The sequence below is a fragment of the Peribacillus sp. genome, from assembly GCF_059453735.1.
Map to the genome: position 1 here is coordinate 1 of NZ_JAZVJO010000417.1, position 2,190 is coordinate 2,190.

The 2,190-nt window shown below is 38.1% G+C and carries 3 protein-coding genes; all 3 read left to right on the plus strand.

The features are described 5' to 3' along the window. Positions 1-44: 44 nt before the first annotated feature. The 3 genes from AC52RT_RS13805 to AC52RT_RS13815 are packed head-to-tail and all read left to right on the plus strand — an operon-like array spanning position 45 to position 1,935. The gene (locus AC52RT_RS13805; protein WP_495541277.1) at positions 45-476 is read left to right on the plus strand and encodes a helix-turn-helix domain-containing protein; all 432 of its coding nucleotides are present in this window, start codon (positions 45-47) and stop codon (positions 474-476) included. Beyond that, a complete protein-coding gene (locus AC52RT_RS13810) occupies positions 473-1,207 on the plus strand; it encodes an ABC transporter ATP-binding protein (RefSeq protein ID WP_495541278.1) in 735 nt (244 codons plus the stop codon). The genes AC52RT_RS13805 and AC52RT_RS13810 overlap by 4 nt, the downstream gene beginning before the upstream one ends. After that, positions 1,204-1,935, plus strand: a complete 732-nt coding sequence (locus AC52RT_RS13815) for an ABC transporter permease (RefSeq protein ID WP_495541279.1) — start codon at positions 1,204-1,206, stop codon at positions 1,933-1,935. Before AC52RT_RS13810 ends, AC52RT_RS13815 begins: the two co-directional genes overlap by 4 nt. The last annotated feature ends 255 nt before the right edge of the window (positions 1,936-2,190 follow it).

The following is a 2,190-nucleotide window of genomic DNA, read 5'->3' on the forward strand; positions in this document are numbered from 1 at the left end:
TGCCGGTAAATTTGTTGATAATATAATTTGGAGGTATGAAAAAAATGATTAATATGAATATTAAAGCATTGCGTATACAGCATCAACTTACACAAGAAGAAGTAGCAGAACGTTTAAATGTGTCTCGACAGGTGATAGCCAAATGGGAAAAAGGGGACTCTACACCCGATATCCAATATTGTATGGAGCTCGCGAAGCTTTACAATGTTACATTAGATAATCTTGTTCGTTTTAAACAACAAGAAAATGGCTTCGGTTTACCACCGAAAGGAAAGCATTTTTTTGGTACAGCCACACTAGGTGAACGAGGACAAATTGTTATTCCTAAAAAAGCACGGGAACTGTTTCAATTAAATCCAGGAGATACGCTAATTATCTTGGGGGATGAAGAGCGTGGTCTTGCGATTGTACCTGAACAAATGTTGAGTAGCTTTTTCAATATGGTAAACCATTTTAAACAGGAGGAAGATAAATGAACAACGCTATTACAATCAACTCCCTAACGAAAACATATGGTACTAAAAATGCTGTTGACCACGTCTCTTTTTCAATTCAAGAAACGGAATTATTTGGCCTTCTTGGTGTTAATGGTGCAGGAAAAACGACATTGATTAAAATGCTTTCGTGTCTAACAAAGCCTTCGAGCGGAGATGCAACATTGTTAGGGAAAAGTATTATAAATGAGCCAGAGCAAGTACGTACTGCGATTGCGGTATCCCCACAAGAGACGGCGATTGCACCCAATCTAACGGTACGTGAAAATTTAGAGTTAATGGCTGGAGTACACGGCTTTAATAAAGAGAAAACAAGGATAATAACCGATGAAATGATTGCTCAGTTTTCATTGCAGCCTTTTGAAAAGCAACGCAGCAAAACATTATCAGGTGGTTGGCAACGCAAATTGAGCATCGCTATGGCTTTAATTAGTGAGCCGCGGATTTTATTTTTAGATGAGCCGACCCTTGGATTAGATATTATCGGACGCCGTGAACTTTGGGCTTTAATAAAAAAACTGAAGGAAAAAACAACCATTATATTAACGACGCATTATTTAGAGGAAGCAGAGGCATTGTCTGACCGTATTTGCATTATGAAAGACGGGCAAATTAAAGCAATTGGTTCGGCTCAAGAGCTTATTGAAAAGGCTAACACAGTGAGCTTTGAGGATGCATTTGTGTATTTTGTAACGGAAGGTGATATCCAATGAGAATGCTCGTATTTGCAAACAGAACGACAAAGGAAATTTTAAGGGACCCACTATCACTCTTTTTTGGAATCGGCTTCCCGGTTGTGTTATTACTGCTGTTATCCGCAATTAATCGTAGCATTCCAGTTGATCTTTTTAATATTGATTCACTTACTCCTGGTATCGCGGTATTTGGTCTATCCTTCATGGCTCTCTTTGCCGCACAAGTTTTATCGAAAGACCGAGCAAGCTCATTTTTAACAAGGCTTTTCACAACACCTATGACATCAACAGATTTTATTATGGGCTATTCTTTACCTTTACTAATGATGTCGCTTGTACAGGGAATTGTTTGTTATATTGTTGCGATGTTTATGGGGTTATCCATCTCTCTTTCTATGATTGTGGCACTAGCTTTACTCATTCCAACATCAATTATTTTTATAGGGATTGGGCTATTATGTGGAACGCTGTTAAGTGAAAGAGCAGCTGTAGGTATTTGTGGAGCACTACTGACCAATTTATCTGCATGGCTTTCGGGCGCATGGATTGACTTAAACCTGATTGGTGGCCTATTCAAAGACGTTGCATTTATTTTCCCATTTGTTCATGCAGTCGAAATGGGAAAAGCTGCTCTTACTGGTGAATACGGTGATATTTTCCCTCATATCTGGTGGGTGTTTGGTTATGCCATCATCATATCGGTAGTAGCAATTGCAATGTTTAAAAAGAAAATGCAGGCAGAATAATTATAATACAGAAAGCAAAGAACCCAGAAAAATTAATTTTCGGGTTTGTTTAGCACTTTCCTCCATGACAAACTGCCTCACTTTTTACATGGTATCTTAAAATTTACTTAAGAAAAACCTGCTCAAGCTTAAAGCAGTAATGAATGGAAGCAAAACCCATTATTGATGAATTTTTTGATTGGTTGATTGCTCGCCTTTCTTCGGTATCAGTACCTGGTGAAGTTAATAACGGAATTACCTAATGTACCGTTTTAT

Coding starts and splice junctions, on each gene's coding strand:
- AC52RT_RS13805 (WP_495541277.1), top strand. CDS start 45: ATGATTAATATGAATATTAAAGCATTGCGTATACAGCATCAACTTACA.
- AC52RT_RS13810 (WP_495541278.1), top strand. CDS start 473: ATGAACAACGCTATTACAATCAACTCCCTAACGAAAACATATGGTACT.
- AC52RT_RS13815 (WP_495541279.1), top strand. CDS start 1,204: ATGAGAATGCTCGTATTTGCAAACAGAACGACAAAGGAAATTTTAAGG.